Genomic DNA, 25,544 nt, shown 5'->3' with positions numbered 1-25,544 from the left:
CGGGTTTGATCCCTGCGGGTGCTGCCTTGCGTCAGTACAGGCAGGCAAGCCAATCCCTGGCGAGCCAAGGACCCGATCCAAGGAGATCAGCATGGCTACCCTTTCCACCCCCACCATCACCCTCGGCGCCGTCAATGGCAGCAAGCGCGACGTGACTGTCGCCGGCACGATGACCTTCGACGCCAGCGACGTCGGCCGCACCTACCGGCTGCAGATCGAGCTGTTCGGTGAAGACCTCGCCGGCGACCACCTGCCTTCTGGCGATGGCGGTGCCGACGACCTGATCAGCACCTTCACCTGGCTGGCCGGCGGTCTGCTGCTGCGTCCCTACAAGGCCGTGTCGGTGCTGACCGCCGGCAGCGTCAACTACTCCGAGAAGCGCGCCATCGACACCGCCAAGCTCGACGAGGACGCCGGTACCGAGATCGTTGGTTGGGCCGACATCCACACCCCCATCATCATGCCGCGCTCCGACGAGGTCTATGCGCAGGTGACGCTGGGCATGTCGCCCGTCAGCAAGCGCTCCGTGACCACGCAGGCGGGCCTGGGCGTCTGAGAACTCAGACGAGACCCAGCGCGCCCAGCACGCCGCCGCCGAGCACCATCCAGACGAGGCCCAGCCTCGTCTTGAGCGTCAGCAGCACGGTGACGGCGATCATTGCCAGCGTGCTCCAGCGGTGCTCATCGGCGCGCAGGAAAGGCAGGGCCAGCAGCCAGCCCGTGGCGATGATCAGCCCCAGCGTCAGCGGCATCATGCCGGCCGAGAAAGCGCGCAGCACGATGTGCTCGCGGTTGGCGCGGGCCCAGCGCGTGGCCGTCACGGTCAGCACGCTGGACGGCAGCATGATGCCGGCCATCGCAGCCGCCGCGCCCGTGAGGCCAGCGACGTTGTAGCCGAGCACGGCCACGAACAGGATGTTGGGCCCCGGGGCCGCCTGGGCCAGGGCAATGGACGACGTGAAGTCGGTATCGCTGAGCCAGCCGGTCTTGTCGACCAGGTAACGGTGCATTTCGGGCACCGTCGTGATGGCGCCGCCGATGGACAGCAGCGACAGCGTCAGGAAATGCAGGAAGAGGCCGAGAAGATCGACGGGCGCTGTCATGGCCGTGTTCTCCACCAGGCCAGGAACATGCCGCTGCCGCCTAGCAGGGCCAGCACATTGACCAGCGGCCAACGCAGCAGACCGATCAGCACGAAAGCCGTCAAGGCCAGGCCCAGCGCGAGCGGCCGGCCCAGCGGGCTCTTCTTGAGTGCCGGCAGCAGCTTGATGCCGGTGGCCAGGATCAGTCCGGCCGACACCGCGCCCATACCGCGCAGCGCGTTGATGGCCATGGGGTGGCGGGCCAACTGGTCAAAGGCGGCGGCCAGGGCCAGCACGATGATCGCGGGCGCCACCAGCATGCCGGCCAGCGCCACGACGGCGCCTCGCAGGCCGAAGAAGCGGTCGCCGATCATCATCGACAGGTTGACCACATTGGGCCCGGGTAGCACCTGGGCGATGGCCAGGGTCTCGACGAACTCCTCCTTGCTCATCCAGCGATGGTGCTCGACCAGTTCGCGCTGGGCTATCGCCAGCACGCCGCCAAAGCCCTGCAGGGCCAGCCTCGAGAACGCCAGGAAGAGTTCGGTCAGGGATTCGGGACGGTTCAAGGCCGCTTCCTCAGCGCTGGACTTCAGCGCAGGACCTTCAGCGCGTCCGGGTTGACGATATTCGTCGGCTGCTGATTGATGAAGTTCAGCACGTTGTCGAAAGCCGCGTCGAAATAGAGCTCGTAGCTGTCCTGCTCCACATAGCCGATGTGCGGCGTGCAGACGGCGTTCTCCAACCGCAGCAGTGGGTGGCCCTGCAGGATGGGTTCGCTCTCGAACACGTCGATGGCGGCCATGCCGGGCCGGCCGCGGTTCAGTGCCGACACCAGCGCGCCCTCGACGGCCAGTTCGGCCCGCGACGTGTTGACGAACAGCGCCGTCGGTTTCATTCGGGCCAGGTCTTCGGATGTGACGATGCCGCGGGTGGCGTCGCAAAGGCGCAGGTGCACGGACAGCACGTCGGCCTCGGCGAAGAAGGCCTCGCGGCTGGGCGAAGCCTGGTAGCCATCGGCCTCGGCGCGCAGGCGCGAGGCCTCGCTGCCCCAGACCGTGACCTTCATGCCGAAGGCGCGGCCATAGCCGGCCACGAGCTGGCCGATCTTGCCGTAGCCCCAGATGCCCAGCGTCTTGCCGCGCAGCACCATGCCGACCCCGAAATTGGCGGGCATGGACGCCGCCTTCAGGCCGGCCTGCTGCCAGGCCCCATGCTTGAGGTTGCCGATGTACTGCGGCAGCCGTCTCATGGAGGCCATGATCAGCGCCCAGGTCAGCTCGGCCGGCGCCACCGGGCTGCCGACGCCTTCGGCCACGGCGATCCCCAATCGCGTGCAGGCCTCGACGTCGATGTGGCTGCCGACACGGCCGGTCTGGGAGATCAGCTTGAGCTTGGGGAGCTTCTCGAGCAGCTGGCGCGGGAAGGTGGTGCGCTCGCGGATCAGGACCAGCACCTCGGCATCGCGCAGCCGCACGGACAGCTGGCCGATGCCCTTGACCGTGTTGGTGAAGACCTTGGCGTTGAGGGGCTCCAACTTCGCAGCGCAGCGCAGCTTGCGCACGGCGTCTTGGTAGTCGTCCAGGATGATCACGTTCATAGCTGCAGGGGATTGTGCACGGTGCTCAGCAGGGGTCAGGGTTGCATGGCTACCATCGCTTTCCCTCAAGGAGACACCCGATGACCCCGATTTCCATGCACGCTGCGAGCGCGCCAGTATTCGCCAAGATGCTGGGCAACATGCTGACCTGGCTGGAGGCCGCCAAGGCCCATGCCGAAGCGAAGAAGTTCTCGACCGACGTCTACCTGACGTTGCGCCTGGCGCCCGACATGCTGCCCTTCCCCAAGCAGATCCAGATCGCCAGCGATGCCGCCAAGGGTTGCGTGGCCCGCCTGGGCGGCCAGGAAATCCCCAAGTACGAGGACAACGAAGCCTCGCTGGACGAACTGGCCGAGCGCATCAAGAAGACCCGCGACTTCGTGCTGTCGGTGCCCGCCGACGCCTTCGCCGGCAGCGAGGAGCGCGAGATCGTCATCCCGCGCCGCAGCGGTGACCCGCTGAAGTTCGATGGCTCGACCTATCTGCGGCATTTCGCGCTGCCCAACTTCTATTTCCACGCGACAACCACTTACGCGCTGTTGCGCCATGCCGGTGTGCCGCTGGGCAAGTCGGACTATTTGGGTGGCTGAGCGGGGACCGAAGACAGGCCACTACGGCCTGTCTGACGCCTCGCGAAGGCCCTGCCGCCTGCCCGCGGCGGGGCATGAGTCCCCAGTTTGAGGTGCCCGGGGCGGGAAATGCTGCGCATTCCGCAGCCTATTCCCCGCGCCCAACCTGGCGGCGCGGCTTGAAAATCGGCGGAACATCCGATCACACCGCCCGCCGCATGGACATGTCGACGCCTCCCGCTGCCCCGCCCCAAGGTATTGCCCTTCTGGAGCAATGGCTTGGCCTGGCCCGCAGCGGCCAATGGCCTTTGCCTCAGGTCATGGAGGCGGCCTCGCGCCTGCAAGCGGCCGGCGCCCTGGATGCCGCTGCGCTGCTCTACCAGAACTGGGTCGGCGCCACCGCGTCGCCGCTGCGCCATGTGGCCTGCTTCAACTGGGGGGCCGTCCTGGGCGAACTGCGCCGCCATGGCGAGGCGGAGACCGTCTATCGCATGGCGCTGGAACAGGCCCCGGCCTTCGCCCAGGCGCGCCTGAACCTCGGCCACCAGCTGGAGCACCAGGGGCGCATGGAAGAGGCGCTGGCCGAATGGCGCACCGTCTATGACAACGAGGCGCCCGACGCCCTGGGCACCGACCCGCTGAGCCTGCGCCTGCACGCCTTCAACAACGCCGCCCGCCTGCTGGAGCAGGAAAAGCGCTACGACGAATCCGAGGCGCTGATGCGCCGCTCGCTGGAGCTGGACCCGCGCCAGAGCGACGTGGCCCAGCATTACGTGCACATCCGCCAGAAGCAATGCGCCTGGCCGGTCTATCAGACCTTCGGCGACGTCACACACAACCATCTCTTGATGAGCACCTCGCTGCTCGGCATGCTGGACGAGAGCGATGACCCGGCCCTGCAATTGCTGACCGCCCAGCGCTTCGTGCTGGAAAAGGTCGCCAAGGTCACCGAGCCGCCGCTGTACAAGGGCAGGAAGCGCGAGGGCAAGATCAAGATCGGCTACCTCTCGGGCGATCTGCACATGCATGCCGTCGGCTTGCTGACGGCCGAGCTGTACGAGTTGCACGACAAAAGCAAGTTCGAGATCCACGCCTTCAGCTGGAGCCGCGAGGACGGTACGCCGCTGCGCGCCCGCATCAAGGGAGCGATGGACAGCTACACCCCGCTGCACGGCGTGCCCGACCGCCGCGCCGCCGAGATGATTGCCGAGGCCGGCATCGACGTCCTCGTGGACCTGCAGGGCCTGACCAGCGGCGCCCGCGCGGGCATCCTGGCCTACCGCGGTGCCCCCATCCAGGTCAGCTACCTGGGCCTGCCCGCCACCTCGGCCCTGCCGGGCGTGGACTGGATCCTGGCCGACCGCTTCGTGATGCCGCCTGAAGTGCTGCCGTATCACACCGAAAAGCCCATCTACCTGCCGCACTGCTACCAGGTCAGCGACCGCACGCGCGCCGCCAACCCGGCGCCCAGCCGTGCCGAGATGGGGTTGCCGGAGGACGGTTTCGTCTTCTGCGCCTTCAACAACAACCACAAGATGAGCGAGCAGGTCTGGCGCTGCTGGATGCGCGTGCTGCGCCAGGTGCCGGGCAGCGTGCTGTGGCTGCTGGCCGACAACCCGTTCGCCAAGGCCAACCTGCAGCGCGTTGCGGTGGAAGAGGGCATCGCCCCCGAGCGCCTCGTCTTCGCCGGTCGCGCCCAGCCGGCCGACTACCTGGCCCGTTTCACGCTGGCCGACCTGTTCCTGGACACCTTTCCCTACAACGCCGGCACGACGGCCAGCGACTGCCTGTGGATGGGCACGCCCATCCTGACTCGCTCGGGCCGCACCTACATCTCGCGCATGGCCGGCAGTCTGCTGACAGCCGTCGGCCTGCCCGACCTGATCACGACGACCCTCGAGGAATACGAGCAGCGCGCCATACAGATCGGCAACCAGCCGGCCCGCGCGGCTTCTTACAAGCGTTACCTGGCCGAGTACGGCCACAGCTCGCCGCTGTTTGACATCCCGGCCATCGTGCGCGATATAGAGCATGAGTTCGAGCGGCTTGCGCTCGATGCGAGGCAAAAGGCCTAAATGCCGCGCCAGCACGACCCCTTCTTTGACGGCCAGCCGCAGGCGCCAGGCTTGCGCCTGGCCGCCAATGGCGAGCCCGCGCCGCCGCCGGACCCGTTGGAGAACCTGAGCAACCAGCCCGCCGGCGACCCGTTGCTGCAGGCCCTGGCCTGGCTGACCCGCCACCACGGCAAGCCGCGCTCGCCCGAGTCGCTGCGCGCCGGCGCGCCAGTCGAAGGGGTTCTCGCGCCCGACGGCGCCATCCGCGTCATGCGCGAGGCGGGCTACAACGCCGGCCTGCTGCGCAAGAGCATCGACGACATCCACGCCCTGCTGCTGCCCGCGGTGCTGCTGCTCAACGGCGGCGACGCCTGCGTGCTGGTGCGCCGCATGGACGACCCGGCCGCAGTGGCCGCCGGTGCCTGCCGCTACGAAGTGGTGTTCCCCGGCCCAGAAGCGGCCGCCGTGCCGGCCACGACGGCCGAACTGGAACCCGAGTACAGCGGCTTCATGCTGGCCGTTTCGCCGCAGGAGACGGCCGCGGCGCCGCGCGCGGAGTCACCGCTGCTGAAGCTGGCCGACAAGGGCCTGGCATCGCACTGGCTCTGGGGCACGTTGAAGCGCTTCACGCCGTATTACCGCGCCTCCATGCTCGCGGCGCTGCTGTCCAACGTGCTGATGCTGGTGTCGGGCCTCGTCACCTCGGTCATCTACGACAAGGTCATCCCCCACCAGGCCATGGTCACGCTGTGGACGCTGGCCGTAGGTGCCGCCGTGGCGCTGGTGTTCGACCTTTTCGCGCGCCAACTGCGCTCCCATCTCATAGACCTGGCCGGCCGCAAGGCCGACCTCGTCATCGGCGCCAAGCTCTACCGCCAGACACTCGGGGTGCGCATGGAGCACAAGCCGGCTTCCGCCGGCGCCTATGCCGCCCACCTGGCCCAGGTGGAGATGGTGCGGGAGTTCTTCACCGGCGCCACGCTGTCGGCCCTGTCGGACCTGCCCTTCCTGGTCATCTTCATCGGCATGACGTTTGTCATCGGCGGGCCGCTGGGCTGGGTACTGGTGCTGGCCGTGCCGGTCATCATGGGCCTGTCCTGGGCCATCCAGGGCGCGCTGCGCAAGGCCATGAGCACCAATATGCAGGAGACGGCCGACCTGCACGGCACCCTGGTCGAGTCCCTTGAGGGCCTGGAAGACCTGAAGACCTCGGGCGCCGAGGGCCGCTTCGTGCGCCGCTACGAGCGCACGACGGCCATCGTCGCCGACACGGCCCTGACGTCCCGCGCGCTGTCGAGCTGGAGCATGAACCTCTCCAGCACGCTGCAGCAGGCTGTCAACCTCATCATCCTCATCTGGGGCGTTTACCTGATCCATGACGGCGTCATCTCGGCCGGCGCGCTGATCGGCTCGGTGATGTTCGCCAGCCGTGCCATCGCGCCGCTGGGCAGCCTCGTCAGCCTGGCCACGCGCTACCAGGGCGCCCGCGCCGCCATGATGGCGCTCAACCAGATGATGAATGCGCCCGTCGAGCGCGACAGCAGCCGCAACTACGTGCCGCTTTCCCAGGTCACCGGCAAGGTCGGCCTGCACGACGTCGGCTTCAGCTATCCGCCCCAACCGCAGCACGGCCACCAGCAGGCGGCCAGCGAGTCGGCGGCGCCCAAGGTGCTGCGCAACGTCACCATGCGCCTGGAGGCCGGCGAGCGCGTCGCCATCCTGGGCCGCATCGGCAGCGGCAAGTCCACCATCCTGCGCATGCTCGGCGGCCTCTACCAGCCGACCGAAGGCATGGTCGAGGTCGACGGCATCGATTTGCGCCAGGTCGACCCGGCCGAGTACCGTGCCCGGGTCGGCTTCGTCAGCCAGGAGCCGCGCCTGTTCGTTGGCACCTTGCGCGACAACGTGCTGATGGGCCGCGCTCACCTGGACGCCGGCCGCCTCGTCGAGGTGGCCAAGCTGACCGGCCTGGACCGCGTGGTCGCCGCCCACCCGATGGGTTGGGACCTGCCGGTGGGTGAGATGGGCCAGCTGCTGTCCGGCGGCCAGCGTCAGCTCGTTGCGCTGGCCCGGGCGCTGGTCACCAAGCCGCAGATCCTGCTGATGGACGAGCCCACCAGCTCGATGGACGCGCAAAGCGAGATGGCCTTTCTGCGCCAGCTGCGTGACGCGGCCGGTACAGCGACGCTCGTCGTCGTGACCCACCGCCCGGCCGTGCTGGAGCTGGTGCAGCGCATCGCCGTCGTCGATGGCGGCCGTGTCGTCATGGACGGCCCGCGCGACCAGGTGCTGGCGGCGCTGTCCGGCGTGCGCCCGGCCGCGCCCGCCCAGGGTGGCGAGGGCGTGCACATGCATCCGTCGGCCCAACCTGTGCAGCGGTCGGCGAGCGTATGAGCGTCAAAGCCCTGAGCAAGGAAGAAGGCCTGTTCGTCAGTGCCCTTCATGCCGCCCAGATCGACGAGCCGCTGCCGCGCGCGACCTGGGCCCTGTACCTGCTGTGCGCCGTCGTCACGGTGGCCATCACCTGGTCGGCCCTGGCCAAGGTGGACGAGATCACCCGCAGCGACGGCCGCATCGTGCCCGATGGGCGCGAACAGGTCATCGCCAGCCTGGACGCCGGCATCCTGCGCGAACTCAAGGTGCGCGAAGGCCAGGAGGTGCAGGCCGGCGAGGACCTGGCCTTCCTCGACCCGACTCGCGTCGAAGCCCAGCAGAACGAGGGCCAGGCCAAGTTGCTGGCCCTGAAGGCAGCTGCAGCGCGGCTGGATGCCGAGGCCAACGGCCGCGCCGCCATCCGCTGGCCGACCGACGTCGACCCCAAGGCGCGCTATGCCCAGGGCGAGGCCGAATCCTTCGAGGCCCGCAAGCGCCTGCTGGACGAGGCGGTCGGCGCCATCAACCGCAGCCTCGGGCTGATCTCCAAGGAGCTCAAGCTTGCCCAGGACATGTCCCGCAGCGGCCTGATGAGCGACGTGGAGGTCATGCGGCTGAACCGCCAGGTCAACGAGATCCAGCAGCAACGCACCGAGCGCCTGTCGCGCTACCGCCAGGAAGCCAGCCAGGAACTGGTGCGCGTGCAAAGCGAAATGGCCCAGATGGACGAGCAGATGGTGGTGCGCCAGGACGCGCTGACGCGCACGGTGCTGAAGTCGCCCGTGCATGGGGTCGTCAAGAGCATCAAGTCCGGCACCGTCGGTGGCGTCATTGCCAGCGGCGCACCCATCCTGGAGATCTCGCCCATCGGTCCCAAGGTGCTGGTGGAGGCGCGCATCAAGCCCAAGGACATCGGCTTCATCCGCCTGGGCCAGACGGCCGAGGTCAAGCTGGCCGGCTATGACTTCAACACCTATGGCGGCCTGGAAGGCAAGGTCACCTACATGAGCCCCGACGCCGTCACCGAGGGCGACAAGAGCGGCGAGGGCCATTACCGCGTCATCGTTACGTCCGAGCGCAACAACCTCAAGTACAAGGGCGAGAAGCTGCCCGTCATCCCGGGCATGACGTCGCAGGTGGAGATCAAGACCGGCGAGCGTTCCGTGCTGAGCTATCTGCTGCGGCCGATGATGAAGTCGCAGGAAGCGCTGCGCGAGCGGTGAAATAGCCCCTCGCCCAGTCCTGCCACACTGGACGCGGGCAGGCCCGGTCGGTCTTGCAGACCGCGCAGCCGACGGAGCGGCTGCTCTTCGGCAGGCACAACAAGTCCACAGGACTTGCCGTGTCTGGCCTCAGCCCCCGGGGACGGCGATGCTCTCGGCATCGAGCCGCTCGCACATCGCCAAACGGGCCGGCTTGGGAGCGGCCCGGCGCTCGGCCCGCAAGACAACGTAGCTAGCGCTGAACAAGAGCAGGTGCGGGCCCGCTTTTCCGGGCTTCAAGGGAGAGGGGCGGATGGTCTAGTGACGGGGCCATGCTGTACCCGCTCCGTCCCCTCATCGCCCTCGGCTTTGCCGTCTTCGGCTCCCTCGCGCTGGCGCAAACGCGCCCGCCCAAGAAGGCCGCGCCGCCGCCGGCTCCCGTCGTCGAGGCGCCCGCCCAGGGCGGCGGCCGCTGCAACGAGGATGACGCCGGTCTGTCGCGCCTGGGCCGCGACATGAGCGCCCTCGAAACCCAGACCGGCGACCCGCGCGCCGCGCTGCAAACCCTGATCAACGCAACGCTGTCGCGCAGCAAGGCCCTGGGCGCCGTGCGCCTGCTGGCCGATGCCGCCCGTTCGGACGTCGAGGAGACGCGTGCACTGGGCCTGCCGACGGCCAACCTCACTATCAGCACCAACGGCGTGTACCAGAACGTCGGCGGCGTGACCGTCGGCCGGGGTGGCCAGGCCGGTGCGACGCTCTCGGCCGGCATGCCGCTCTGGGACTCCGGCCGCGTGGCCAAGCTGACCGACTGGCGCAAGGAGCTCGCGGAAGTCGCAGCCCAAGGCCAACGCAGCGCCGAGGAGCAGCTGTCGCTGAACGTCGTCACGCTGGCGCTGGACCGCAGCCGCTACGTGCTGCAGGGCCAGGTCTACACCCAATACGTGCGCAAGATGGCCTGCCTGGTCGACGCGCTGGAGATCATCACCAAGGCCGACCGCGGCCGCGCCAGCGAGCTGGTGCAGGCGCAAAAGAGCCTGCAGCAGGCCGACCTGTCGCTGGAGCAGACCATGTCGGCCTTGCGCCAGACCGAGGTGCGCATGAGGCGCCTGGTGGGCGAGCCCCTGCCGCCCAGCATCGGCATGACGGCCCAGCTGTCCGTGATGCCCGACCTGGAGCAGATGCAGAGCGACATTCTGCTCGGCGCCGACGTCGCCCAGGCCGAAGCCCAGGCGCGCTCGCAGCGCAGCTTTGCCGAGTCGGTCATTGCGGGCCAGAAACCAACGGTCAACCTGACCGGCAGCGCCAGCGCCATGTTCCGCAGTGGCCCCGGCGAGGCACGTTCCAACGACGTCGGCGCCGGCGTGTCCGTCACCATCCCCATCCTGCAGCCGGGCGCCCATGCCCAAGCCAGCGCCGCCGTGCAGCGCTACCGTGCCACCGTGCTGCAGCGCGACGAGGCCATCGAGGCCAAGCGCTACCGCCTCCTGGAGATGAACGAGGTCGGCACCTCCACGCTGGACCGTGCCCGGCGCATCGTCGAGATCCTGCGCAACAGCGACCGCGTGCGCGCCTCCACGCTGCAGCAGTGGCAGCAGCTCGGCCGCCGCTCGTTGTTCGACGTGATGGCCGCCGAGGGCGACTACTACTCGATGCGCGTCGCCCATGTGAATGCGATGTTCGACGCGCAGCAGATCGTCGCGCTGATCTGGAGCATGGGCCGGGGCGTGGCGGCGCCCTTGCGCTGACGCGACCGAGGGATACTGAACAGTCCAAGCATGGGAGATCAATCGATGATGGATGGCAGCGGCGCTTTTGTGCACTCGCACGCCCTGGTCGAGTCCACGCAGATCGGGCCGCGTACGCGCGTCTGGGCCTTCGCCCACATCCTGCCCGGCGCCCGCATCGGCGCCGATTGCAACGTCTGCGACCACGTCTTCATCGAGAACGAGGTGGCGGTGGGCGACCGGGTGACCGTCAAGTGCGGGGTCTACCTGTGGGACGGCATCACGCTGGAGGACGACGTCTTCGTCGGCGCCAACGCTGCCTTCAGCAACGACCCCGCGCCGCGCAGCCGCAAGAAGCCCACGGAGTTCCTCAAGACCCGCGTTCGCGCGGGTGCCAGCATCGGCGCCAATGCCACCATCCAGGCCGGCCTGACCATCGGCCCCGGGGCGCTGGTGACGGACGGTGCCGTCGTCACCCGCGACGTGCCGCCGCGAGCCATCGTCGCCGGCAACCCGGCCCACATCGTCGGCTACCTCGACACGCCCGAGGTCCAGGTCAGCGGCCCCGCCATCTCCGCGCACCGCCTCGGAGACGCGTTGCCCGCCTTGCAGGCGCGTGGCGCGCGGTTGCATGCGCTGCCCAAGATCGTCGATCTGCGTGGTGCGCTGAGCTTCGGCGAGATCGACGCTCACCTGCCGTTCACGCCGCGGCGCTTCTTCATCGTCTACGACGTGCCCAACGAAGAGGTGCGCGGCGAGCACGCACACCGGGCCTGCCATCAGTTCCTCATCTGCGTCAAAGGCAGCTGCACCATCGTGCTGGACGATGGCGAGCACCGCGACGAGCTGCGCCTGGACAGCCCCAAGGTCGGGCTGCACATTCCCCCTATGGTCTGGGGCATCCAGTACCGCTTCTCGCCCGATGCCGTGCTGCTGGTGCTGGCCTCCGACACCTACGACGCGGGCGACTACATCCGCGACTACGACGACTTCCTTGCCGCCGTCGGCAACGCGCCCGCATGAAGCTCCCCTTCCTCGACCTGCAACCCACCTATGCCGCCTCGCGCGCTGCCATCGACGCCGCGCTCAGCCGCGTGGCCGGCAGCGGCTGGTTCATCCTCGGCCGCGAGCTGGAAGCTTTCGAGTCGCAGTGGGCGGCCTATTGCGGCGCAGCCCATGCCGTGGGGCTGGGCAACGGGCTGGATGCCCTGCATCTGGGCCTGCTGGCGCTCGGCGTGGGGGAGGGCGACGAGGTCATCGTGCCGGCCAACACCTACATCGCCACCTGGCTGGCAGTCAGCCAGTGCGGCGCCACGCCCGTGCCCGTCGAACCCGACCTGCGCACCTACAACATCGACCCGGCACGCATCGAGGCGGCCATCACGCCGCGCACCCGCGCCATCCTGCCCGTGCACCTCTACGGGCAGCCGGCCGACATGGACGCCATCAACGCCGTCGCCAGCAAGCACGGCCTGCGCGTGCTGGACGACTGCGCCCAGGCCCACGGCGCGCGCTGGGGCGGCCGCATCGTCGGCAGCCTGGCTGATGCCTCGGCCTGGAGCTTCTACCCCGGCAAGAACCTCGGCGCCATGGGCGACGGCGGCGGGCTCACGACGAACGACCCCGCGCTGGCCGACCGTGTTCGCGTGCTGCGCAATTACGGCTCACGGGTCAAGTACCACAACGAGGTCAAGGGCCTGAATTCGCGCCTGGACGAGATGCAGGCCGCCGTGCTGGCGGCCAAGCTGCCCGAGCTGGCCGCGCTCACCCAGCAGCGCCGGCATATCGCCGCGAGGCTGCTGGACGGCCTCGCCGGCGCCAACCTCGTGCTGCCCTTCGTGCCCGAGCCGGCCGAGCCGGCCTGGCATCTCTTCGTCATCCGGCATCCCGAGCGTGATCGCCTGCAGCAGGCCTTGGCCGAGCGCGGCATCGGCACGCTGATCCACTATCCCGTGCCACCGCATCTGCAGCCGGCCTATGCCGAGTTGGACATGGCCGCGGGCAGCCTGCCGCTGACCGAGCAGATCCACCGCGAAGTGCTGAGCCTGCCACTGTGGCCCGGCATGTCCGACGCCCAGGTGGACCAGCTGATCGGCAGCGTGCGGGCGCTGACCTGAGCAAAGGAGCCGCCATGCCGATCACTCTGGTCAAGCCCGCCCGCGTGCTGGGCAAGAACATCGTCCTGCGCGACGCCACGGCGGACGACGCCGAGTTCATCGTCGGCCTGCGCACCGATCCAATCAAAGGCCAGTACCTCTCCCAAACCTCGTCCGACGTGGCCGCTCAGCGCGCCTGGCTGCAAGCCTATGCCGGCGACGACAGCCAGGTCTACTTCATCATCGAAGACCACGCCGGCACCCGGCACGGCACCGTGCGGCTGTACGACCAGCAGGGCGACTCCTTTTCCTGGGGCTCCTGGATCCTGGCCGACAACCGCCCCAGCGGCTTCGCGGTGGAGTCGGCGTTGATGGTCTACCGCTATGCCCTGAGCCTGGGCTTCACCGCCTCGCATTTCAGCGTGAGGGTGGCCAACGAGTCGGTCTGGAAATTCCACGAGCGCTTCGGCGCCGTGCGCACACGGGAGGAGGGCGAGGACTACTTCTACGCCATCTCCCGCGAGGCCATGGAGGCCTCGTTCGAGAAGTACAGGAAATACCTGCCCGACGGCATCGCCGTCATCGCGCGCTGACCCCCCGGCCCTTCAATGACTCAATACCTGAACCTGGTGCAGCGCCTGGATGGCCTGCAGGCCGCGGGCGACTGGCCGGCCATGCTGATGGAACTCAGCAACACCGTCATCGCGCTGCTGAATGATCCGCGGGCCAAGGGCCTGGTCTTCGGCTCCGCCGAGATGGACCGCTTCTGCCTGGCTGCGGGCGCCCTGGCCGCGCGCCAGCTCAACCTGGCAACCCCCGAGAGCTATCACGACCACCTCGCCGTGCACGTGGCCACCGAGCTGTACGACGGCCAGGGCGGCCACTCGCTCGCGCTGAAGGATGTGATCCGCGCCCGGCCCGACCTCACCCATGTCGTGGTGGTGACCAATCTGCATGAGCGCCAGTTGCCCCTGCAGAACTTCCTGGCCGACCTGCCGCCCACGGTGCAGATGTTGCTGGCGCCGCCCATGCAGCTGCGCGACAAGCTCCAGTGGCTGCATCTGCAGCTCGCCACGCTCAAGCCCGGCCTGTTGACGCTGTTCCATCACCACTACGACGTGGCCGCGGTCGGGGCCGCGCAGCCGGGCGTGGCGCGCGAGATCGCCTATTTCCACCATGCCGACCACGACATGGCCCTGGGCGTCTACCTGCCGCATGCGCTGCATGTGGACTGCACCAACCTGTCCTTTCACAAATGCCAGCACTTCCTGGGCGTGCACCACGCGGTCTACTGGCCGCTGACCGCACCTGACCAGGGCGCCCGTGCGGGGCATGCCTTCATGGCCGGTGGCGAGTTGCGCACCTGCTCGCACGGCTCGGCCGGCAAGTTCATCGCCCCGGCGCGCTACGACTACCTGGACGTCATCCTGCGTCGCCTCGCCGAGGTGGGCGGCACGCACCTGCACATCGGCATGCTGCCTGGCCCCGTCATCGACGCCTTTCGCGACCGGCTGACAGGTGCGGGCGTTGACCCGGCGCGCTTCCAATACCAGCCGCCGGTGCGCAGCCTCTGGAACCATCTGCGCGATGGCGACGTCGACCTGTGCATTTCGTCCTTTCCCTTCCAGGGCGCCAAAGGCCTGGTCGAAACCCAGGGCGCCGGCCTGCCGGTGCTGATCCAGCAGAGCACGCTGTCCAAGCACCACTCCACGCGCGACCTCATCTACGAGGAAGCACTGTGGTGGGAAACGCCGGACGACTTCATCCGCGTGCTGGCCGCGCAGACGCCTGAGTCCCTGGCCGAGCAGGCCCAGGCCTCGCGCCGCTTCTACGAGCAATGGCACCACCCGCGCGAGTTGGCCTATGCGCTCAACAACGCCCGCCGCACGGCGCCCTGCCCACCAGTGCGCAACCCGCCTTGCGACACGCTGGCTCTGTACCTTCGCTAGCCCGCCGTGATCGACCTCGTCTGCGCCACCCGCGCCACCGAAACAGAGTTCTGGAACAAGTCGGCGCTGGGCCTGTCGCTGCGCCGCATGGCTCATGACGACCGCCTCAGGCCGCGCGTCTATTTCGAGAACAGCCGCGGCCTGCCCATCCTCTACAACGAGCGCATCGCTGCCGCCGACGCCGCGCCGGTGCTGGCCTTCATCCATGACGACGTTTGGCTGGACGACTACTTCTTCTACGAGCATGTGATGGCGGCCCTGCACGCCTTCGACGTCATCGGCGTCGCCGGCAACAAGCGCCGCGCACCGATGCAGCCGTCCTGGGCCTTCCCGACCACCAAGTTCGAATGGGACGACCGCGCCAACCTCAGCGGCATCGTCTCCCACGGTACCGGCCCCTTCGGCCAGATCTCGGCCTTCGGGCCCGTGCCCGCGGAATGCGAACTGCTGGATGGCGTGCTGCTGGCCGCCAGGCGCGACACGCTGCGTGCCAGGCAGGTGGGCTTTGACGAGCGTTTCGACTTCCACTTCTACGACATGGACTTCTGCCGCAGCGCCCGCACCGCCGGCCTGCGCCTGGCCACCTGGCCGATCGCCATCACGCACCAGAGCGAGGGTGGCTTCGGCTCGAACGGCTGGATCGAGAACTACAAGAAGTACATCGGCAAGTGGGGTGAGTAGGCCTGCTAAGCCTCCAGCGCCAGCTGTCGGCGGTCCGCCTTCCTCAGGCTGCGCGGCGAACAGCCGAACTCGCGGCGGAAGGCCTTGTTGAAGTTAGACAGGTCGGCCCAGCCTGTGTCGAAGGCCACATCCGTCACCGGCTGGCGAGTGTCGCGCAGCAGGTTCAGCGCGTGCATCAGCCGCGTGCGCATCAGGTACTGGTGTGGCGTCACGCCGATGGACTGGCGGAACACGCGCAGCAGATGGAAAGGGCTGAGGCCGGCGGCCTGGGCTACCTCCTCCAGCGTCAGCGCCTCGGCGCTGCGTGTCTCGATGCAATGTGCTGCCGCGCGTGCGCGCTCATCCTGCCGTGGCAGGGCGGCCGGGGCTTCGCCATCGATCAGGGCGCGATGCACCTGCGCCACGATGGCCAGCGTGGCTTCCTCCAGCGCGAAACCCTCGTCGCCACCGGTATCCAGCCCCTGGAAGAGGGCGGCGACCCGCGGCAGCGGCGGCAGGCAGGCCCGTGAGAAGTGGTTCGCCGCCTTGGCGACACCGAGGGCGCCCAGCGTCTGCTCGAGCAGGCCCGGCGACAGCGATAGCACCGTGCAGTCGTCACCCGAGCCATCGCTGTCCTCGTGCGAGCAGGCATAGCCCTCGCCGACATTGCCCAGCATCAGCCAGCCGGCGTTGAGCAGGGCACCACCGGCGCGGGTGCGGTAGGTGAACTGGCCGCGGTCCACCAGCGTGATCGAGAAAGCGGGGTGTTCCTCATCGACGGCCCGCTCGCCCCGGCCGGCGCGGCATTGGCAATGCATCAGCCTGAGCCCGCCGCCGCGCTGTATGGGGCGGTAGCGGCGCTCGGCCTCGGTCGAGGAGGGCTGGGGCAGGGACATGGCCGCATCCTAGGAGAGCGGGTGCACAGAGTCTGTCAGCAGGCATCGCAGTTTTTGCCAAGTTTTCTGCGGCGGGCTTCCCTAGGCTGCGTGCCATGAAAAACCTCCTCTCACTCCTCGTCTGGCTGGCCGCGCTTGCCACGGCACCCGCCATCGCTGCCGATCACCTGGATACGCCCACCGTCATCGCCGACCCGGCTGCCGACATCGGCGATCTCTTCGCCTGGACCTCTGCCGACGGCAAGCGGCTCAATCTCGTCATGGACATCGTCGGCAAACGCTTTTCCGACCAGGTCCAGTATGTTTTCCACGTCGACAGCGGCCAGGCCCTGGGCCGCACTTCGGCCAGTACCCGTGTGGCCTGCCAATTCGACGCCGCGGGTGCCGCAAGTTGCTGGGCCGGCCGCGCCGATCGGCTGCAGGGCGACGTCAGCAGCCCCGAAGGCCTCACGGGCGGAGCCGGGCGCTTCCGCGTTTTTGCCGGCCTGCGCGACGACCCCTACTTCAACAATGTGCGCGGCACACGCAGCGCACTGAACGCAGCCGGTGATGCCATCCGAGCGGGCCAGGCCCCGCAGGACGCCAGCGCCTTTCGCCGCTTCGATGCCGAGACGCTCAAGCGCATTCCCCAGCTCTGGGGCCAGACCCAGGGCGGCCCGGCACGCAACTTCCTGGCGGGGTGGACGACCTCGGCCATCGTCGTGTCGGTCGATCTCGGCCTCGTCAACGCCGGCGGCCCGCTGCTGGCCGTCTGGGGCCGCACCGAGCGCCGCCAGCTCGCGCCGGCCCATGAGCCGCCACCGCCCGGCGCACCCATCGACCGCATGGGCCGGGCGCTGACCGGCAACGCCCTGCTGGCCACCGTCGGCGAGGAAGACATCGCCGACCTGCTGAAGGAAGCCTACAACCGAGCCGACCCCGCCGGCTGGCCAGGCTTTGCCACCGAGATCGGCCGCAACCTGGCGCTGTATGACAGCTTCGATGGCGTGGCCGGCAACCAGTGGCTGGCCGATGCGCAGGACGCGACGCCCGGTCGCTACAAGCGCCTGGCTGAACTGCTGGCCGACGACCGCCTCTGGGTCGACAGCCGGCAGACGCGCTGCCTGCATTACCTCGCCGTCGAGCGCAACGCGTTCGGGGCACCGCCACTGGCGGACTGCGGAGGCCGCACGCCGCTGCAGAACGTCAACGCCGTGTTCCGCTCGCTGCTGATCCGCGGCACGCCCGACGTCGCCGATGACGGCGTCACACGCGACGACCACGAGCACTCCACCACCCGCTTTCCCTTCCTGTCCGCACCATGAACCGCATCCTTCTTGTCACCCTGGCCATTGCCGTTCTCTCAGGGTGCGCCGCACCGCCAGCCACCACCACCCAGGGCAGCATCGCGCTGATCAATCTTGACGACCAGCTGCAGCGCCAGGCCGACGACCCGGCAGCGCTCGATCTGTGGCTGCTGCGACTGCAGTTCCTGGCCGACTACCGTGTGCTGGACCGCGCCGCGGCCCTGACCGAGGCGAGGGCAGGCAGTGCCGCCGACCGCCAGCGGCGGGCTCGGGCCCGCATGGCCGCCCATCGCTTTGCCGACGCTCAGGCAGACCTCAATGCCGCTGGCGCCACGCCTGTCCAGCGTGCAGCGTTGCTGGTCGCTACTGGCCGTGCCGCAGAAGCCTTGCCGGCGCTGCAGGCTGAGGCCGAGCGCCGGCCGGGCTTTGCCAGCCACTGCGCGTTGGCCCGCGGCGTGGCCGCCGTCGGTCGCCTGGAGGAAGCCGACCGCCTTTATGCCCAGGCGCTGCGCGAGCTGGACACGACCTTGCCCTTTCCGGCCGCCGCCGTTGCCTTCGCGCGCGGACTGATGTGGTCCGAGCAGGACGGCGACCCGGCGCGCGGCGCGGCCTTCTACGCCGAGGCGCTGCGGCTGCTGCCCGACTACGCAGCGGCCGGCATCCACCTTGCCGAGATCGAGCTGGCGCGCGGCAATGAGGCCGCGGCAGAGGCGCGGCTGCTGCACGTCGTCATTCACACCGATGAGCCCGAGGCCATGGCGTTGCTGGGAGCGCTGCACGTGCGCCAGGGCGAGATGGCGCGTGGACAGGATGAAATCGACGGGGCACGCCACCGTTTTGAAGCTCTGCTGGCCCGCCATCCCGCGGCCTTCGCCGACCATGCGGCCGAGTTCTACCTCGGCGCGGGCCACGACCCGCAGCGCGCCTGGACCTGGGCCCAGGCCAATCTGCGCGAACGCCCGACGCGGCGCGCCTACGAGCTGGCCATCCGCGCGGCCGAAGCGACGGGCCGCACGGGCGAGTCCCTTGCCCTGAGCCAGTACATGCAAGCCCGTCACGCACCGCGGGCCGCCTAGGCTCGAATGTCAACGAAGGAATTTACATGCTCAGGCTCTATGGTTTTTCCAAGGTCAATGCTGGCGCGCGAGGCCATACCCGGGACCTGCGTGTGCTGTGGGCACTCGAGGAGATGCAACTGCCCTTCGAGATCGCCGGCATGGACCATCCGGCGCACGACCTGAACACCGATGCCTATCGCCGGCTCAGCCCCTTCGAGCAAATCCCGTCCATCGACGACGACGGCCTGGTGCTGTCCGAATCCGCCGCCATCCTCGTCCACCTGGCGAACAAGTCGGGGCGCCTGATGCCCAGCGACGGTGCCGGTGAGGCCCAGGTGCTGCGCTGGTGTTTTGCGGCGATGAACACGGTCGAGCCGCCGATGCTCGCCCTGATGGTGCTCGACTGGACGGCGGACGGCAGCTGCGGCAAGCACCGCGAGTTCTTGGTGGGCTGGGTGCACCGGGTGTTGACCAACCTCGAACGCTGGCTGGCCGACCGCGAGTTCGTCGCGACCGAGGCATTCACCATCGCCGACATCCTGATGGCGCATGTACTCATTTCGGGCATCAAAGACCAGGCATTGATGGCACCGTATGCGGGCCTCGCGGCCTATCGGGACCGCTGCCTGGCCAGGCCCGCCTGGAAGCGGACCTTGGAGGCCTACTGCGTGCGGGTTGAGGCGGGGTAGAAGCACCGTAAGCGCACGGTGGACGAGGTGGCCGAGCGTCGATGCATGGCGTTGAAGTAAGCGGCGAGCCGGCCGCTACGTCAACTGTCCCCGCAACGCGCCATTGATGACGTAGGTGTCGCGATCATCCACGCGCTCGCGCGGGTTGGAGGTGGTCTTCCACGCAGGGTACAGGTTGGCGTGGCCTTCATGCACATGCAGCTCCCAGGCGGCGTGCACGAAGCCGCCGACGTAGCGGTACTTGTAGGCGTGCCCGGAGCCGGTGGCCGTCGTGTGGACGGTGCGCTGCTTGCTTTGCTCGATCACCCCCGCGACCAGGCCGGTGGCGATGCGGCCCTCTTCCGTGTTGCCGGGGCGGGTGCCCGCCACCAGTCCGTAGTAGTCCTGCGCAACGCGGCGGGCGATGGTCTCGTCCTCGGTCTTCAGGTAGGCCACCACGGACGAGAGGAACAGGTTCTTCGTCGTCGCCCAGCCTTTGAGGCGGGTCCATACCGTCAGGTCGAAGGTGAGGTCGGCCATCAACGCATCCAGCTTGGCCGCGTACGTGCCGGGTACGGACACGCCGGCCAGGTCGGCCTGGGCTGCGCGGTAGCGCGCCAGCGTGGCTGCGGGCGTGCCGTTGACGGCCAGCCGCACCAGCCACTGGTTGACGCCGCGGTTGGCCTCGCCGATGGCGACCAGCGCCGCCAGCACCGCCTTCGCCTTGCCCATTTGCCCGTCGAAGTCGTTGGCCCGCTCGCGCAGCAAGGGGCCGTAGGTGTCCCAACCGGGTTCATTCTTGAGGTACTCGGTCAGCACGACCGAGGGCTTTTGTTTCGAGGCCTTCTTCTGTTCGGTCTTGTCTTCGCCGGCGGCCTGCAGCGCCTCCAGGTACTTGACCATGTTGGCCTTCCTGGCGTTCAGGATGCGCTTTGCGGCGTCCGACATGTCCTTCGGCGGCTCGCCGCAATACTCCTTGACCAAGCCGTCGAACTTGGCCTTCTTGGGGCGGTTGAAGGCGTTGCTGAGCCAGACCTCGTCCGCGCTGCTCAGCCGCGCATCCTGCTCTAGCTGAAGCTTCGCGGTGGCTGTTCTCAACTCCTTCAGCCGTTGGTCCAGGGCGGCCTTCGGGGCCTCGCGGTCCAGGCGAGCGGCTTCGTGCGCCTCGTCGATCACCTCGTCCGTCACCTGGCTGGGGTTGGCCTCCAGCGTCTTGCGCAACACCGCCAGGTCGTCGCGCCAGCGCGTCATCACCGCCAGCGCCGCGTCGGCCAGGTCTTGCACGGCCTCCACGGCCACGGGGTCGGCCACCTGCTCATCCTTCTTGAGCGTCGCCTCCCAATCGGAGAGCGCCTTGCGCAAGTCGCGATTGCATGTCGCAATGTCATCGCCCACGGCCGCGTTCAGCTCCTTCAGCCGCTTGGACAGGCGCGGGGGGTCGATGCGTTGCCAATAGCGCTTCATCGTCTCGGACAGCAGCACATCGGCGCTGCGCGGGTCTGTCTTGCGCATGGCCTCCAGCTTTTCGAGGATGGCCTCGATGTCGCCCAGGTCCACTTGGGGGAACTTCTCGCGCGCCAGCGGCAGCAGCGAGCGGGCCTCCTCGATCCGCCACGACTCTGACTCGGACAGTGCCGCGAACTCCTCGTCGGTCATCTCGACGCTTCCCCCTTTGGTCAGCCGGGCGCGAATTTCGTCGATGGCCTCGGGGCTGGCCTGGCCGCGGGACGCCTTCAGGATGGCCTCAAGGACCTCGCGGACGGCGGTGGGATTGCTGGACATGGCGAAACATCCTTCCGGGAAATGGGCGGGCGGCGCTGCAGGCGCAATGAAGACGGGGCGTTGTCGCGTTAGTGACCGTGGGTGTGTCCTGGTTCCCGCGCCTGGCCGGCACGCCCGGCCCAGGTGAACGCACCGCGATCCTGCGGCCTCCTCACCCTCAACCCTGGGGACGTTCGGGATGGGCCGCCTGCGCCCATCCATGCTGGAATCCGGCCGCCGTCAGGTAAACGACGGTTCAGAGGAAAGACTCCATGAAGCATTACGCCCTGTTCGCTGCATGCGTGGCCTCGCTGGCCGCCGCGGCGCCGCCTGCCGGCTTGCCGTTCGTGGAGTCCGTGCATGGCATCCCGCTGGCGGACGAGTACCGCTGGATGGAAGACCCCGCCAAGGCCACCGAACTGAGCGCCTGGGTGTTGTCCGAATCGTCTTCCGCCCGCGCGGCGCTGCGGGCGCTGCCCGAGCGCGGGTCATTCGCGGCCGCGCTCAGGGAGGTGTCGTCCGACCTCACCAAGGTGCGCGACGTGCAGGTTGCCGGCTCCGTGACGGTGTATCGCCGCACCGCCGCGGGCGACAAGACAGCCAAGCTCATCGTTCGAGAGAACGGCGAGGAACGCGTGCTGATCGATCCCAACACCGCGCAGGGCTCGGTCGTGGCCATTGGCAACGTGTCGCTGTCGCCCGACGGCAAGCTGGTGGCGGTGCACCAGTCCAAGGGCGGTGCCGAGGTGGGAGACATCACCCTCTACGAAGTCGCCACGGGCCAAGTGGTCGGCGCGCCCATCCCGAACATCTGGGGCGAGTTTCCGCTGCAATGGCTGGGCGGCGATTGGGTCACCTATACGCAGATGGCGCCCGCGGGCAGCCGCGCCGACCCCATCACCGGCATGCGCAGCTTCCTCAAGCACGTGTCCGACACGGGCCCTGGGCAGCCCATCTTCGGCTTCGAGTCGCAGGGCCCCGCCTTCGCCGAGAAAGACTTCCCCGCCGTCCGCGGCGCCCCGTGGAGCGAGTGGGTGCTGGCCACGGGCGGCGGTGCGCGGGTCGACGTCAACTACTGGATCGCACGCAAGGCCGACCTGACCGCCGGCAAGCCGACGTGGACCGTGCTGGCCACGCTGGACGACAAGGCCAATGATGCCGACGTGTTCGGCAACGCCGCCTTCGTGCTCACCACCAAGACCAACCCATCGGGCGCCATCGTCCGCCGCAGCATCACCGCCACGGGCCTGGGCGAGCCCGCTGCGGTGTTCGAAGGCGGCGCGCGGCTCGTCCTGACGGGCCTCATCGTCGCCAAGGACGGCATCTATGCCGCCGCGCAGACCGATGGCGTCACGCGGCTCTTCTTCAGCCCTGACGGGCAGCGCAAGTTCACCGAAATCAAGCTGCCGCTGGAGGCTGGGGACATCCTCGACCCGCGCGTCAACCCCGACGGCAGCGGCGCCACGCTGGGGCTGATGGGCTGGGTGTCCAACGCCCGCACCTACGCGCTGGCCAAGGGCAGGATCACCGACACCGGCATCGGCAGCCAGACCTGGGCCGGCGCCCGCGGCATGCAGGTGGATCGCATGCAGGCCAGGAGCGTCGACGGCACGATGGTGCCGCTGGTCGTGCTGCACAGGAAGGGAGCGCTCCCCAAGGGCGGCATGCCCACCATCCTTGAGGCTTACGGCTCCTACGGCGTGTCCTCCACGACGCCCGTCTACTGGCGCGACTTCATGGCATGGCTCTCGCGCGGCGGCGCCATGGCTTTCTGCGGCGTGCGCGGCGGCAGCGAGCGTGGCCGTGCATGGCACGAGGGCGGGCGCAGCGCCAACAAGCCCAATGGGCATGCCGACTTCATCGCCTGCGCGCAGACGCTCAAGGCCCAGGGCATCGCCACGCCGAAGGGCGTCATCGGCGTGGGCACCAGCGCAGGCGGCGCGCTCGTCCCGCCGGCGGCACTCAAGCAGCCCGGCGTCTTTGCAGGCATCGTCCCCCGCGTGGGCATGCTCAACACCTCGCGCCTGGCCGCCGCGCCCAATGGCGCCAATCAATTCGACGAGTTCGGCGATCCCGCTACGCCTGAAGGCTTCAAGGCTCTGCTCGCGATGGACGCCTATCAGGCCCTGACCACCGCGACGGACATGCCCGACACCCTGATCACCATCGGCCTCAACGACAAGCGCGTCGCTCCCTGGATGAGCGCCAAGTTCGCCGCGCGGGCGCAAGCCAAATTCGGCGACAAGCGCAAGGTCTGGCTGCGCGCCGAAACCGACGGCGGCCACGGCATTGGCACCGCGGAGGAGGCGAGGGCGGCCGAGTACGCCGATATCTTCGCGTTTGCGTGGGACCGGGCACGCTAGGCGACCCGCGCTTGCTTGCGAGCAAAGCGCTCAAACCCGTTGGCGGAAAAGCCCTAGAACCACTCCACCGGCAACGCCAGCCCCACGCCCTTGAGCAGCCCCGCCCGCGCCGCCTTCAGCTCGGGCGTCGGTGCCGGCCAGCGCCGGTAGACGTGAAGGAAATCCAGCACCACCGTCGTGTTGTTGGACGCCTCCTGCTGGCCGCGGCGGGCGCCGGGGTTCACGTAGTCCTTGTGCATGACAGCGCCGCCACCCGGCACGTGCACCGGCATTGCGCGGGAGCACACGCCGAGCAGCCAGTCCCAGTCTTCCTGCGAGGCGAGGTGAGCGTCGAAGCTGAGGCCTTGCAGCAGGCTGCGCCGGTAGGCCAGGCAATGCAGGGGAATGAAGTTTTTGACCCACAGCGTGCTGACATCGGCCCCCGCCAGCGGCGTGGTCTGGCGGCTGAGTTCGGGGATGCCAGGCTGCTGACGGTCCTCGGTGACGACGGTGATGTCGGTGAACAGGACTTGCGCATCCGCGCGCTCGCAGTGCGGCTTCAGCGTGGCCAGATGCTGGGGCTCGAACGTGTCGTCGTCGTCCAGGAAGATGACCCATTCGCCGCGCGCCAGCGCCAGGCCCTGGTTGCGGCTCACGGCGGGGCCGTTGGCGCCGGTGCGCTTGAGGAAGCTGTCAGCCGGGCCCAGGTCGCGGGCAACGACGCCGGCTGTCTCGCCGTCCAGCGCATCGGCGACCAGCAGGATCTCGAAGTCCGCGCAGGCCTGGGCGCGTAGCGAGGCAATCGCCCGCGCCAGCGTGGCCGGCCGGTTGTGCGTGGCCATGACGATCGAGAAGAAGGGCTGCATCGCGATGCTTCAGGCCTTGCGCCGGGCGATGGCCAGCAGCGAGATGCTGTTGAAGAACCAGATGCCCTGCAGGTCCAGCGTCGTGTACTTGTGGATGACGTTGGCCAGTGTGTAGGGCGTGTACCAGCAGTTGTGGTCGGGATGCACGACCTCGACGAAGGTCTCGGCCTCGCTCTGGTAGTCGAAATGCCGGGCGAAGCAGCTGTAGGCGTCGGGCACGGTGATGACGTATTCCTTGGCGCCGACGCGGTCCAGCTGCTCCAGGAAGCCCTTCACGTCGGGCACATGCTCGAGCACCTCGGGCACCAGCACGAGGTCGTAAGCGTCCTTGATGTCGTCCCAGGACGAGAACAGGCGACCCTTCAAGTGCGGCAGCATGTGCGGGAAGGCCTCGTCATGGATGTCGAAGCCATCGAGCTGGCAGACCTTGTCCAGCTGCAGGTGCAGTGAGCGGTTCAGGTCGGTGATGGGCCAGTCGACACAGCCCACATGCAGCACGCGCTTGCCGCGGCACATCTCCTGCAGCACCGCCACGCGCGGATGACCCATCAGGTTGCGGCTGACCGGAATGCGGTGCACGAAATACGGCGAGTGGGCACGTTCCAGCGCCGACACCGGCGGCAGGCCTTCGGGTTGGCACAGCGCCGGCTTGGGGCCGCGGTCCGTGTCGGTGGAAATCGTCGTCTCGCTCATGCCAGGCTCCGTGTATGCAGCTCGTCGTAATTCTTGCGCGTGCTGCCCCATTCCTGGTCGGCGAAGACCGGGCCCTTGCCGCTGTAGCGGATGCCGGAGTAGTGCTGCGGGATGAAGAAGTGGCTGGGCCAGATCGTCAAGTTGATGTAGTTGTAGCGGCGGTGCGCCTCGGTCAGGAACAGCGGGCCGACGCTTTGCCAGGCCATGCGGTCGATGACGGTCGCCTTCTCCTTCACGTCCAGGATGAGCTGGCGGAAGAAGGGGTTCTGCGGCTCCGAGGCGACGTAGCCGGCGGCGATCAGGCCGGGGCGGATGATCTCGTTCTCCCAGCAGGCGCAGGCCTCGCAGTCGAACAGCCAGGGCTCCAGCGGGCGGCGGCAGATGCTGTCGGCGTCAACGACGAAGCCGCCTTCGCGGAACAGGATCTCCCAGCGCATGATGTCGGCCACGCCGTTGAGTTCGCGGCCGGACATGGCGCGGATGTGGTCGGCGTTGTACCAGCCGTAGGACATCAGGTCGGCGTTGCCCCAGACCTTGAGCTGCCAGTCGGGGTTGTGGTCCCGCCAGGTGGCTATGCAGTTGTCCGGTCGCTTGGATTCATCACCGACCCAGATGATGTGCAGGGTCTTGGGGATCATGGGGCTCTCCTGAGCTTATCCGGT

General features: G+C 68.4%; 23 protein-coding genes. 15 read left to right on the top strand and 8 right to left on the bottom strand.

Annotated elements, in window-relative coordinates:
• The first annotated feature begins 91 nt into the window (after nt 1-91).
• On the top strand, nt 92-556 hold the full coding sequence (locus tag ASC95_RS21550) for a hypothetical protein (RefSeq protein ID WP_057299748.1): 465 nt from the start codon (nt 92-94) through the stop codon (nt 554-556).
• A 4-nt stretch (nt 557-560) separates the two neighbouring features.
• Here the strand turns inward: ASC95_RS21550 and ASC95_RS21545 are convergent, their stop codons facing one another.
• From ASC95_RS21545 to ASC95_RS21535, 3 genes are read right to left on the bottom strand one after another with little or no spacing between them, the layout of a single operon-like run.
• A complete protein-coding gene (locus tag ASC95_RS21545; RefSeq protein ID WP_057300457.1) occupies nt 561-1,103 on the bottom strand; it encodes a chromate transporter in 543 nt (180 codons plus the stop codon).
• Nucleotides 1,100-1,651, bottom strand: coding sequence for a chromate transporter (locus ASC95_RS21540; protein WP_235538006.1), 552 nt, complete (start codon nt 1,649-1,651; stop codon nt 1,100-1,102). Before ASC95_RS21540 ends, ASC95_RS21545 begins: the two co-directional genes overlap by 4 nt.
• Before the next feature lie 23 nt (nt 1,652-1,674).
• Nucleotides 1,675-2,682: a D-2-hydroxyacid dehydrogenase family protein gene (locus ASC95_RS21535; protein WP_057299747.1), complete on the bottom strand. Its 1,008-nt coding sequence runs from the start codon at nt 2,680-2,682 to the stop codon at nt 1,675-1,677.
• 80 nt (nt 2,683-2,762) lie between these two features.
• Here ASC95_RS21535 and ASC95_RS21530 point away from each other — a divergent pair, with 80 nt between their 5' ends.
• The 10 genes from ASC95_RS21530 to ASC95_RS21485 all read left to right on the top strand — a co-directional run bounded on the left by ASC95_RS21530 (nt 2,763) and on the right by ASC95_RS21485 (nt 15,333).
• Nucleotides 2,763-3,272, top strand: a complete 510-nt coding sequence (locus ASC95_RS21530; protein ID WP_057299746.1) for a DUF1993 family protein — start codon at nt 2,763-2,765, stop codon at nt 3,270-3,272.
• Nucleotides 3,273-3,475: 203 nt separating this feature from the next.
• Nucleotides 3,476-5,326, top strand: a complete 1,851-nt coding sequence (locus tag ASC95_RS21525; RefSeq protein WP_235538005.1) for an acetylglucosamine transferase — start codon at nt 3,476-3,478, stop codon at nt 5,324-5,326.
• Nucleotides 5,327-7,699: a type I secretion system permease/ATPase gene (locus ASC95_RS21520; protein ID WP_057299744.1), complete on the top strand. Its 2,373-nt coding sequence runs from the start codon at nt 5,327-5,329 to the stop codon at nt 7,697-7,699.
• Nucleotides 7,696-8,901, top strand: coding sequence for an HlyD family type I secretion periplasmic adaptor subunit (locus tag ASC95_RS21515; RefSeq protein ID WP_057299743.1), 1,206 nt, complete (start codon nt 7,696-7,698; stop codon nt 8,899-8,901). The genes ASC95_RS21520 and ASC95_RS21515 overlap by 4 nt, the downstream gene beginning before the upstream one ends.
• 311 nt (nt 8,902-9,212) lie before the next feature.
• Nucleotides 9,213-10,628, top strand: coding sequence for a TolC family protein (locus ASC95_RS21510; RefSeq protein ID WP_057299742.1), 1,416 nt, complete (start codon nt 9,213-9,215; stop codon nt 10,626-10,628).
• A 30-nt stretch (nt 10,629-10,658) separates the two neighbouring features.
• Nucleotides 10,659-11,630 carry a WxcM-like domain-containing protein gene (locus ASC95_RS21505; protein WP_235538004.1) on the top strand — a complete coding sequence of 324 codons (972 nt, stop codon included), beginning with the start codon at nt 10,659-10,661 and terminating at the stop codon, nt 11,628-11,630.
• Complete coding sequence (locus tag ASC95_RS21500; protein ID WP_057299740.1) at nt 11,627-12,724, top strand: DegT/DnrJ/EryC1/StrS aminotransferase family protein; 1,098 nt, start codon at nt 11,627-11,629, stop codon at nt 12,722-12,724. Before ASC95_RS21505 ends, ASC95_RS21500 begins: the two co-directional genes overlap by 4 nt.
• A 14-nt stretch (nt 12,725-12,738) precedes the next feature.
• Nucleotides 12,739-13,296: a GNAT family N-acetyltransferase gene (locus tag ASC95_RS21495; RefSeq protein ID WP_057299739.1), complete on the top strand. Its 558-nt coding sequence runs from the start codon at nt 12,739-12,741 to the stop codon at nt 13,294-13,296.
• Nucleotides 13,297-13,311: 15 nt separating this feature from the next.
• Nucleotides 13,312-14,652, top strand: coding sequence for a hypothetical protein (locus ASC95_RS21490; protein ID WP_057299738.1), 1,341 nt, complete (start codon nt 13,312-13,314; stop codon nt 14,650-14,652).
• Between the two features lie 6 nt (nt 14,653-14,658).
• Nucleotides 14,659-15,333, top strand: coding sequence for a glycosyltransferase (locus ASC95_RS21485; protein ID WP_057299737.1), 675 nt, complete (start codon nt 14,659-14,661; stop codon nt 15,331-15,333).
• 5 nt (nt 15,334-15,338) lie between these two features.
• Here the strand turns inward: ASC95_RS21485 and ASC95_RS21480 are convergent, their stop codons facing one another.
• Entirely contained in the window at nt 15,339-16,208 is an 870-nt protein-coding gene (locus ASC95_RS21480) for a helix-turn-helix transcriptional regulator (RefSeq protein WP_057299736.1), read from the bottom strand.
• A gap of 95 nt (nt 16,209-16,303) precedes the next feature.
• Between ASC95_RS21480 and ASC95_RS21475 the strand changes: the two genes are divergently transcribed.
• From ASC95_RS21475 to ASC95_RS21465, 3 genes are read left to right on the top strand one after another with little or no spacing between them, the layout of a single operon-like run.
• The gene (locus tag ASC95_RS21475; protein WP_057299735.1) at nt 16,304-17,512 is read left to right on the top strand and encodes a hypothetical protein; all 1,209 of its coding nucleotides are present in this window, start codon (nt 16,304-16,306) and stop codon (nt 17,510-17,512) included.
• Nucleotides 17,509-18,570, top strand: a complete 1,062-nt coding sequence (locus ASC95_RS21470; RefSeq protein WP_057299734.1) for a lipoprotein — start codon at nt 17,509-17,511, stop codon at nt 18,568-18,570. The genes ASC95_RS21475 and ASC95_RS21470 overlap by 4 nt, the downstream gene beginning before the upstream one ends.
• 26 nt (nt 18,571-18,596) lie before the next feature.
• Nucleotides 18,597-19,241: a glutathione S-transferase family protein gene (locus ASC95_RS21465; RefSeq protein ID WP_057299733.1), complete on the top strand. Its 645-nt coding sequence runs from the start codon at nt 18,597-18,599 to the stop codon at nt 19,239-19,241.
• A gap of 75 nt (nt 19,242-19,316) precedes the next feature.
• Here ASC95_RS21465 and ASC95_RS21460 read toward each other — a convergent pair whose 3' ends face one another.
• Nucleotides 19,317-21,002 carry a hypothetical protein gene (locus tag ASC95_RS21460; RefSeq protein ID WP_057299732.1) on the bottom strand — a complete coding sequence of 562 codons (1,686 nt, stop codon included), beginning with the start codon at nt 21,000-21,002 and terminating at the stop codon, nt 19,317-19,319.
• Between the two features lie 251 nt (nt 21,003-21,253).
• On the opposite strand from ASC95_RS21460, the gene ASC95_RS21455 reads away from it, so the two are divergent.
• Entirely contained in the window at nt 21,254-23,344 is a 2,091-nt protein-coding gene (locus tag ASC95_RS21455) for a prolyl oligopeptidase family serine peptidase (RefSeq protein ID WP_057299731.1), read from the top strand.
• 53 nt (nt 23,345-23,397) lie between these two features.
• Here the strand turns inward: ASC95_RS21455 and ASC95_RS21450 are convergent, their stop codons facing one another.
• Genes ASC95_RS21450 through ASC95_RS32045 form a run of 3 tightly spaced genes read right to left on the bottom strand, consistent with a single transcriptional unit; the run spans nt 23,398 to nt 25,520 of the window.
• Nucleotides 23,398-24,189: a glycosyltransferase family 2 protein gene (locus ASC95_RS21450; protein WP_057299730.1), complete on the bottom strand. Its 792-nt coding sequence runs from the start codon at nt 24,187-24,189 to the stop codon at nt 23,398-23,400.
• Between the two features lie 9 nt (nt 24,190-24,198).
• Nucleotides 24,199-24,882 (bottom strand): hypothetical protein, encoded by a 684-nt coding sequence (locus tag ASC95_RS32050; protein ID WP_057299729.1) that lies wholly within the window; start codon nt 24,880-24,882, stop codon nt 24,199-24,201.
• Nucleotides 24,879-25,520 (bottom strand): glycosyltransferase family 32 protein, encoded by a 642-nt coding sequence (locus ASC95_RS32045; RefSeq protein WP_057299728.1) that lies wholly within the window; start codon nt 25,518-25,520, stop codon nt 24,879-24,881. The genes ASC95_RS32050 and ASC95_RS32045 overlap by 4 nt, the downstream gene beginning before the upstream one ends.
• Nucleotides 25,521-25,544: the final 24 nt, after the last annotated feature.

Origin of the sequence: Pelomonas sp. Root1217, from assembly GCF_001425705.1 — a bacterium.
Classification (GTDB): Bacteria; Pseudomonadota; Gammaproteobacteria; order Burkholderiales; family Burkholderiaceae_C; genus Pelomonas.
Note: the sequence above shows the minus strand (reverse complement) of the source record. Positions and strands in the feature narration are given on the sequence as shown.

Bases quoted from the DNA above. Each gene is read 5' to 3' on its own strand.
- ASC95_RS21475 (WP_057299735.1), top strand. From the start codon at position 16,304: ATGAAAAACCTCCTCTCACTCCTCGTCTGGCTGGCCGCGCTTGCCACG.
- ASC95_RS21480 (WP_057299736.1), bottom strand. From the start codon at position 16,208: ATGTCCCTGCCCCAGCCCTCCTCGACCGAGGCCGAGCGCCGCTACCGC.
- ASC95_RS21455 (WP_057299731.1), top strand. From the start codon at position 21,254: ATGAAGCATTACGCCCTGTTCGCTGCATGCGTGGCCTCGCTGGCCGCC.
- ASC95_RS21460 (WP_057299732.1), bottom strand. From the start codon at position 21,002: ATGTCCAGCAATCCCACCGCCGTCCGCGAGGTCCTTGAGGCCATCCTG.
- ASC95_RS21520 (WP_057299744.1), top strand. From the start codon at position 5,327: ATGCCGCGCCAGCACGACCCCTTCTTTGACGGCCAGCCGCAGGCGCCA.
- ASC95_RS21465 (WP_057299733.1), top strand. From the start codon at position 18,597: ATGCTCAGGCTCTATGGTTTTTCCAAGGTCAATGCTGGCGCGCGAGGC.
- ASC95_RS21470 (WP_057299734.1), top strand. From the start codon at position 17,509: ATGAACCGCATCCTTCTTGTCACCCTGGCCATTGCCGTTCTCTCAGGG.
- ASC95_RS21550 (WP_057299748.1), top strand. From the start codon at position 92: ATGGCTACCCTTTCCACCCCCACCATCACCCTCGGCGCCGTCAATGGC.
- ASC95_RS21505 (WP_235538004.1), top strand. From the start codon at position 10,659: ATGGGAGATCAATCGATGATGGATGGCAGCGGCGCTTTTGTGCACTCG.
- ASC95_RS21495 (WP_057299739.1), top strand. From the start codon at position 12,739: ATGCCGATCACTCTGGTCAAGCCCGCCCGCGTGCTGGGCAAGAACATC.
- ASC95_RS21450 (WP_057299730.1), bottom strand. From the start codon at position 24,189: ATGCAGCCCTTCTTCTCGATCGTCATGGCCACGCACAACCGGCCGGCC.
- ASC95_RS21510 (WP_057299742.1), top strand. From the start codon at position 9,213: ATGCTGTACCCGCTCCGTCCCCTCATCGCCCTCGGCTTTGCCGTCTTC.
- ASC95_RS21500 (WP_057299740.1), top strand. From the start codon at position 11,627: ATGAAGCTCCCCTTCCTCGACCTGCAACCCACCTATGCCGCCTCGCGC.
- ASC95_RS21535 (WP_057299747.1), bottom strand. From the start codon at position 2,682: ATGAACGTGATCATCCTGGACGACTACCAAGACGCCGTGCGCAAGCTG.
- ASC95_RS32050 (WP_057299729.1), bottom strand. From the start codon at position 24,882: ATGAGCGAGACGACGATTTCCACCGACACGGACCGCGGCCCCAAGCCG.
- ASC95_RS21525 (WP_235538005.1), top strand. From the start codon at position 3,476: ATGTCGACGCCTCCCGCTGCCCCGCCCCAAGGTATTGCCCTTCTGGAG.
- ASC95_RS21530 (WP_057299746.1), top strand. From the start codon at position 2,763: ATGACCCCGATTTCCATGCACGCTGCGAGCGCGCCAGTATTCGCCAAG.
- ASC95_RS32045 (WP_057299728.1), bottom strand. From the start codon at position 25,520: ATGATCCCCAAGACCCTGCACATCATCTGGGTCGGTGATGAATCCAAG.
- ASC95_RS21545 (WP_057300457.1), bottom strand. From the start codon at position 1,103: ATGACAGCGCCCGTCGATCTTCTCGGCCTCTTCCTGCATTTCCTGACG.
- ASC95_RS21490 (WP_057299738.1), top strand. From the start codon at position 13,312: ATGACTCAATACCTGAACCTGGTGCAGCGCCTGGATGGCCTGCAGGCC.
- ASC95_RS21515 (WP_057299743.1), top strand. From the start codon at position 7,696: ATGAGCGTCAAAGCCCTGAGCAAGGAAGAAGGCCTGTTCGTCAGTGCC.